General features: G+C 42.9%; 5 protein-coding genes and 2 tRNA genes. 4 read left to right on the top strand and 3 right to left on the bottom strand.

The annotated features are described in order from the left end of the window. Positions 1-533 precede the first annotated feature (533 nt). Both pssA and AB6D80_RS23955 read right to left on the bottom strand, forming a co-directional pair. The gene (gene pssA, locus AB6D80_RS23960; RefSeq protein WP_017103315.1) at positions 534-1,874 is read right to left on the bottom strand and encodes a CDP-diacylglycerol--serine O-phosphatidyltransferase; all 1,341 of its coding nucleotides are present in this window, start codon (positions 1,872-1,874) and stop codon (positions 534-536) included. A 91-nt stretch (positions 1,875-1,965) separates the two neighbouring features. After that, a complete protein-coding gene (locus AB6D80_RS23955) occupies positions 1,966-2,397 on the bottom strand; it encodes a GNAT family N-acetyltransferase (RefSeq protein ID WP_017101063.1) in 432 nt (143 codons plus the stop codon). Between the two features lie 66 nt (positions 2,398-2,463). Between AB6D80_RS23955 and murB the strand changes: the two genes are divergently transcribed. Beyond that, positions 2,464-3,510, top strand: a complete 1,047-nt coding sequence (gene murB / locus AB6D80_RS23950) for a UDP-N-acetylmuramate dehydrogenase (protein ID WP_372189825.1) — start codon at positions 2,464-2,466, stop codon at positions 3,508-3,510. Continuing rightward, positions 3,507-4,472 (top strand): bifunctional biotin--[acetyl-CoA-carboxylase] ligase/biotin operon repressor BirA, encoded by a 966-nt coding sequence (gene birA / locus AB6D80_RS23945; protein ID WP_371704066.1) that lies wholly within the window; start codon positions 3,507-3,509, stop codon positions 4,470-4,472. The genes murB and birA overlap by 4 nt, the downstream gene beginning before the upstream one ends. 7 nt (positions 4,473-4,479) lie before the next feature. On the opposite strand, the gene coaA is transcribed toward birA, so the two are convergent. Beyond that, the gene (gene coaA / locus AB6D80_RS23940) at positions 4,480-5,403 is read right to left on the bottom strand and encodes a type I pantothenate kinase (protein WP_009844725.1); all 924 of its coding nucleotides are present in this window, start codon (positions 5,401-5,403) and stop codon (positions 4,480-4,482) included. Between the two features lie 209 nt (positions 5,404-5,612). Between coaA and AB6D80_RS23935 the strand changes: the two genes are divergently transcribed. Together AB6D80_RS23935 and AB6D80_RS23930 are read left to right on the top strand one after the other, a co-directional pair. Continuing rightward, positions 5,613-5,688, top strand: a tRNA-Thr gene (locus AB6D80_RS23935). A 44-nt stretch (positions 5,689-5,732) separates the two neighbouring features. Beyond that, positions 5,733-5,817, top strand: a tRNA-Tyr gene (locus AB6D80_RS23930). Positions 5,818-5,910 lie beyond the last annotated feature (93 nt).

Raw genomic sequence — 5,910 nt, 5'->3', positions numbered from 1 at the left:
TATTCCGGCACATATTAGAAAGCCTAGTCTGACGACTAGGCTTTCGTCGTTTCCGACATCTGATCTTTGAACTTTTGCTATAGATTTTATCGCTACCTATGAGGCGTCTGTCTATTGCAAGGCATTGGGAGGTGGTGTTCGGTTCTGAAATAGTTACCTCTAATCCTTTTAGCTAAGCCAAGTATAACAGAACATCAAATTGGGCGAATCTTAGTGCTTTATATGTGAGAAACCCCAGCACGATCGTCCCTCATTGTAGGGAGTAGCGAACGTTATTACTTTTAATACGTAGAGGGTAATTGTCGATTATGTTCGTATTGATATTCGTTTAACTGCTCTCTATACCTGATACACGTATCTAGAATTAAGGAAAAGTTGGATGTTCAGCTCTTCAAGCTACCACACTTACTATTAGTAGATATTTTGACATGAAATGATACTTATCTCGCTATCTCGCTATCTCGCTATCTCGCAGATACAAAAACGCCTAGCGTATGCTAGGCGTTGATAAATAGTGTTTCTAATACATCCGACTACAGTATTTGCTTAAGCACTCTATCGGCTTTCACACGAGTGATCTTACGAATCAACTTCTGAACTTCTACCGGGTAGCTCTCTACCTTATCTAACTGCTTATAAGTACAGATAAGCTGAGTGTGTTGAAGGATATTATCCACTTCAGCCTGAAACTTGTCTGTTAGGTGATGGTAGTTATCTTGGATAAAGATGCCGTTCTCTAGATCCAACTTCCATGCGCGAGGGTTTAGGTTATTACCTGTTAGTAGCATGTAGCGCTTATCTACCCAAATACCCTTTAGGTGGAAGCTGTTGGAATCGTGTTGCCAAAGTCGAATTGATAGATTACGGCTAGCAATATGAGCCTCATTCGCTTTAGCGAAACGACGTAAGTTCAATTCGTAAAGGTATGGAAGACCACCAATCGTTTTAAACTCTTCTTCTGGTGAGATAAAGAAATCATTCGCTGTCTTATCGCCAACAACAATGCTGACCTTTACGCCACGCTTAAGCGCTTTCTTCACTTCTTTAGCTAGGCTAGGTGGGAAGTTGAAGTAAGGTGTGCAGATAAAGATTTCATCTTTAGCTTGAGCTACGAGTTGATTGATTCCTTGATTCAGACGGTTACGTCTTTTACCGATACCAACTAATGGTGTTACAGCAACTTGGTCTGCTGAAACCTCTTGACCATCGAATTGATACTGAGACCTTGCTAATGATGCACGAAACTGACGAATAGCTGGTTTCAGTTCTTTGGTCGAAGGCTTGTTCTTATCAGCCAGGTCATAAACAGCGCTGTTCGCAACCATCTGTTCGTGTACGTAGGTAAACATTGAATCAGCAAGCGCTGCGTTGTTTAAAACATGGTAACGATCAAAGCGATAGCGGTCATGGTAATTCAGGTAGATATTGTTGAGGCTTGCACCGCTGTATATCACGCTGTCATCGACGATAAAGCCTTTCAAATGCAATACGCCAAAGACTTCTTTGCCGCGAACTGGAATGCCATAGACGGGTACAGAGTGCTGATATTTTTCTGCAAACTCTTTATACATTGCAGCATTGCCTTCAGAAGACTCTGCGCCAATCAATCCACGTTGCGCTCGGTGCCAATCGACACAAACGCTCACGTCTAATTCTGGATTCTTTTGTTTTGCTTCATATAAGGCAGTTAGGATTTCACGGCCAGCCTCATCATCTTCAAGATACAAAGCGACTAAACTAATACGAGTCGTTGCGCGAGATATCTCATCAAGTAGACGAGTTCGAAACTCTTGCGCTGATAGTAGTACTTCAAACTTGTCAGGATTCTGCGCTATGGTTGGCAACTGTATGAATGGATTCCTACTGGCAATCATATTGACTGTTTTACCTTAAAAATATGCAAAATTGCGAACCTTTAATTTTACCAAAGGGATAGCATCAAATACTAGATAATCGAGGCATTCTCTAACAATTTTGCTGATAATGCATAGGAATGAGATCTTTTCCGCTATTCGAGTAGCGCTCGTATAAAACTCTTAAACCATTTGGCAGATCTTTAGGGTCTATTTGTATGAATAGGTGTCGCGCGTAAAAATTGGTGAGATGAGCGTACGCAAAGCAGTAATCGTCTTCCGTAAGTGTATGTTGCGCACAATAGTCCATAAGCTGGGAGCCTAATTGCTTACCGCGATGTTGTTTTGATATCGCCATCCCAGTAAGTAAGCGATTATTCTCTATTGTACGAAAGCGCACGACACCGCACAGCTCGTTATCCAGTAATAACGAATAGATCAGTTCACTTTTATTGGCTTTTCCCGTTGGGTAATGTTCTTTATAGAAACGTTTAACTAGGGGAACCTTTACTGGGTCTAATTGGGTAATGATGACATTGTTCATTCAGTCACTGCGCCATTGGTTTATCTGCTGTAGAATGACTGCAGTGTAAGTTAATTGAATATCGCCATGCAATTCCATCTCAATGCTAGTTTAAAAAATGTTCATACTTTTTCCATCGATCAGACGTGTGATGCGTTGGTCGAAGTCACCACTATCGAAGAATTAATTTCCGTTTACAGAGACCCTAAATGGTCAGCTTTACCTAAGTTAATACTGGGTAAAGGCAGTAATATGCTTTTTACTGAGCACTTCGCTGGTCTGGTCATAGTGAATAAATTATCCGGGATTGAGTTGACCGAGACGGACAGTCATCACCTACTGCATGTTAGTGGGGGGGAAGATTGGCCAAACTTAGTTGAATGGAGTGTGGATAAAGGGCTCGGTGGTCTAGAAAACCTAGCAATGATACCTGGCTGTTCAGGTTCGGCTCCGATTCAAAATATTGGTGCGTATGGTGTTGAGCTACAAGACGTATGCGAGTATGTCGATATCCTGTGTCTGGATACTTATACAGTTAAGCGATTGAGCAAAGAAGAGTGTCTCTTTGGTTACCGAGATTCTATTTTCAAGCACGCTCTCTACGATAAAGCGATTGTTGTTGCGATTGGTTTAACGTTGCCGAAAGAGTGGGAGCCATGCAATCACTATGGCCCGTTAAAAAGCCTAGCAGCCGATACGCTCTCTCCTCGTACTATATTTGATGAAGTATGCATTATCCGTTCAAGTAAGTTGCCAGACCCTAGAGTCCAAGGTAATGCGGGCAGCTTCTTCAAAAACCCTGTGATCACCAAAGATCATTTTGATCGCCTGTTCGCTCTATACCCAAACATTGTAGGCTATGAGAGCAATGACATGATCAAAGTCGCTGCAGGCTGGTTGATTGATCAATGCCAGTTCAAAGGCGTGACAGAAGGCGGCGCTCAAGTTCACCCAAACCAAGCATTAGTTATCATCAATTATGATAAGGCTTCTGCTGTGGATATCCTTAAGCTTGCAGAGCGAGTACGTCAGTCTGTCTTGAATAAATTCGATATTCGACTGGAACATGAAGTGCGTTTTATGGGACGAGACTGCGAGACAAACCTAGACAAGGCTTTGGAGTCATTGGCATGAGAGAACACAGTACCAAGCTTGCACTATTGAGATGTCTTGCTGACGGTGAGTTTCATTCAGGTGAAGATCTAGGTGAAACGATTGGTGTCTCACGAGCGGCTATCAGTAAGCACATTAAAGGTATTCAAGGGTGGGGTTTAGATATCTACCGAGTACAAGGCAAGGGCTATAAGTTAGCTAGCCGTTTAGATATGCTTCACGAAGACAAATTGTCTGTTGTTAGTCGAGATGCTTCTCTTGAACTGATTCCAATCATAGGTTCTACAAACCAACACCTATTAGAGCGTACTAACACCCTCGAATCGGGTTCTGTCTGTATTGCTGAATATCAAGCTGCGGGACGTGGACGTCGTGGACGAGAGTGGGTATCGCCATTCGGTGCAAACCTCTATCTTTCAATGTATTGGAGACTCGACGCAGGGATGGCTGCCGCGATGGGCTTGAGCCTTGTGGTTGGTGTAGCTGTTGTTGAAGCTTTGGAAGAGATGGGCGTAGAAGGTATAAAGCTCAAATGGCCGAACGACCTTTACCACAATGACAAGAAGCTTGCCGGTATCTTGGTAGAGCTGTCAGGACAGTCTGGTGGCGCTGCTCATATTGTGATTGGTTTAGGGCTAAACTTATCCATGGATCCAACAACATCAGGTATTGGCCAACCGTGGACTTCTCTTAAAGAAGTGTGTGATGGGAAGGTGCCCGATCGCAATCAGTTAGCGCAGGCTCTGATCAATGCCTGGGATAAGTCTCTTGTTGATTATGAGTTGAAAGGGATGTCGAATTTTGTAGAGCGTTGGAATCGCTTTGATAATTTCTTAGGTCGCAATGTTAGGTTGATCATTGGACCTAGAGAAATTGAAGGTGTTGTTCAAGGCATCGATGAACAAGGTGCTGTATTACTCAAAACTGAGAATGGTATCGAGAGCTATATCGGCGGAGAGATATCGCTAAGAAAAGGCGATTAATGTGTTACTATTTTCTTAGTAATACTTCTTCAACCATATGATCTGCGCCTTTACGTAGAATCAAGTGAGCCCTTTCTCGTGTAGGAAGGATATTTTGCTCTAGGTTCAAGCCATTAATTGAACTCCAGATACCTTCCGCTTTATCCAGTGCCGCTTGGTTCGATAATTTTGTGTAATGACTAAAGTAAGAGCCAGGTTTGGTAAACGCGCCATCGCGGAATTTCATAAAGCGATTGACGTACCACTCTTTGATTTGTTGGCTATCAGCGTCAACATAGAGAGAGAAATCAAGGAAGTCTGAAATAAACACGCGATGTGGCTCGTGTGGATCGTTCATGCCTGTTTGCAAGACATTAAGTCCTTCAATAATAAGCACATCTGGTAGGTCGACACACTTAACGTCATCAGTAATGTTGTACGTAAGATGCGAGTACACGGGAGCCGTGACATTTCTCTTGCATGCTTTTACATCCGAAACAAAGTTCACTAAACGCTTAATATCGTAAGACTCCGGAAAGCCCTTTTTACTCATCAATCCTTTTTCTTCTAACACCTCATTTGGGTATAAGAAGCCATCGGTTGTGACTAGCTCAACTTTTGGGTGGTTCTCCCAGCGAGAAAGTAGGGCTTTAAGCAGTCGTGCAGTTGTACTTTTGCCCACAGCGACACTTCCAGCAATACCGATGATAAAAGGTGGTGCTTTCTCGTTTTTATCCAGGAATTGATGGAGTACTGAGTTTCTATTCTGTCTGGCTGCCACATAGAGATTTAATAGGCGAGAGAGCGGCAGGTAGATCTCAACGGCTTCCTCCATTGTGAGCTTTTCATTGATGCCTTGAAGCTCTTTTAAGTCGCTCTCAGAAAGTGTCATCGGAACTAAATTCCTTAGCTCAGACCAACGTTCGCGGTCAAATGACATAAATGGGCTCATATAAACTCTATAGTGGATAACAAAACAAGTGCATGGAAAATACATCAAGCGATAGATAAATAAAATATCTTCCTGTACTAGATGTGGGTTAAAGGCAGAAACCTTGAGCTAAATAGCCGTATCTAGGAATTTCATAGGAGAATTTTTCACTTTTTTTCAATTTACTATTGCAAGGTGGAAAATCATTCAATAAAATGCGCCCCACTTGTGCCGACTTAGCTCAGTAGGTAGAGCAACTGACTTGTAATCAGTAGGTCACCAGTTCGATTCCGGTAGTCGGCACCACTTTCTCCCTTTCTTTAAGGTAAGCGAGAGAAAGCTCAAAATTTGGAGGGGTTCCCGAGTGGCCAAAGGGAGCAGACTGTAAATCTGCCGGCACTGCCTTCGATGGTTCGAATCCGTCTCCCTCCACCATATTCTAAAGGTTAAATAGCTCAAACAGAGTTACGTGTTGCGTGCATCGTATAATGGCTATTACCTCAGCCTTCCAAGCTGATGATGCGGGTT

This window comes from Vibrio sp. 10N.247.310.17 (assembly GCF_041466605.1).
In the GTDB taxonomy this organism is placed as follows: Bacteria; Pseudomonadota; Gammaproteobacteria; order Enterobacterales; family Vibrionaceae; genus Vibrio; species Vibrio tasmaniensis_A.
This window is presented reverse-complemented; position numbering and strand designations above follow the sequence as displayed.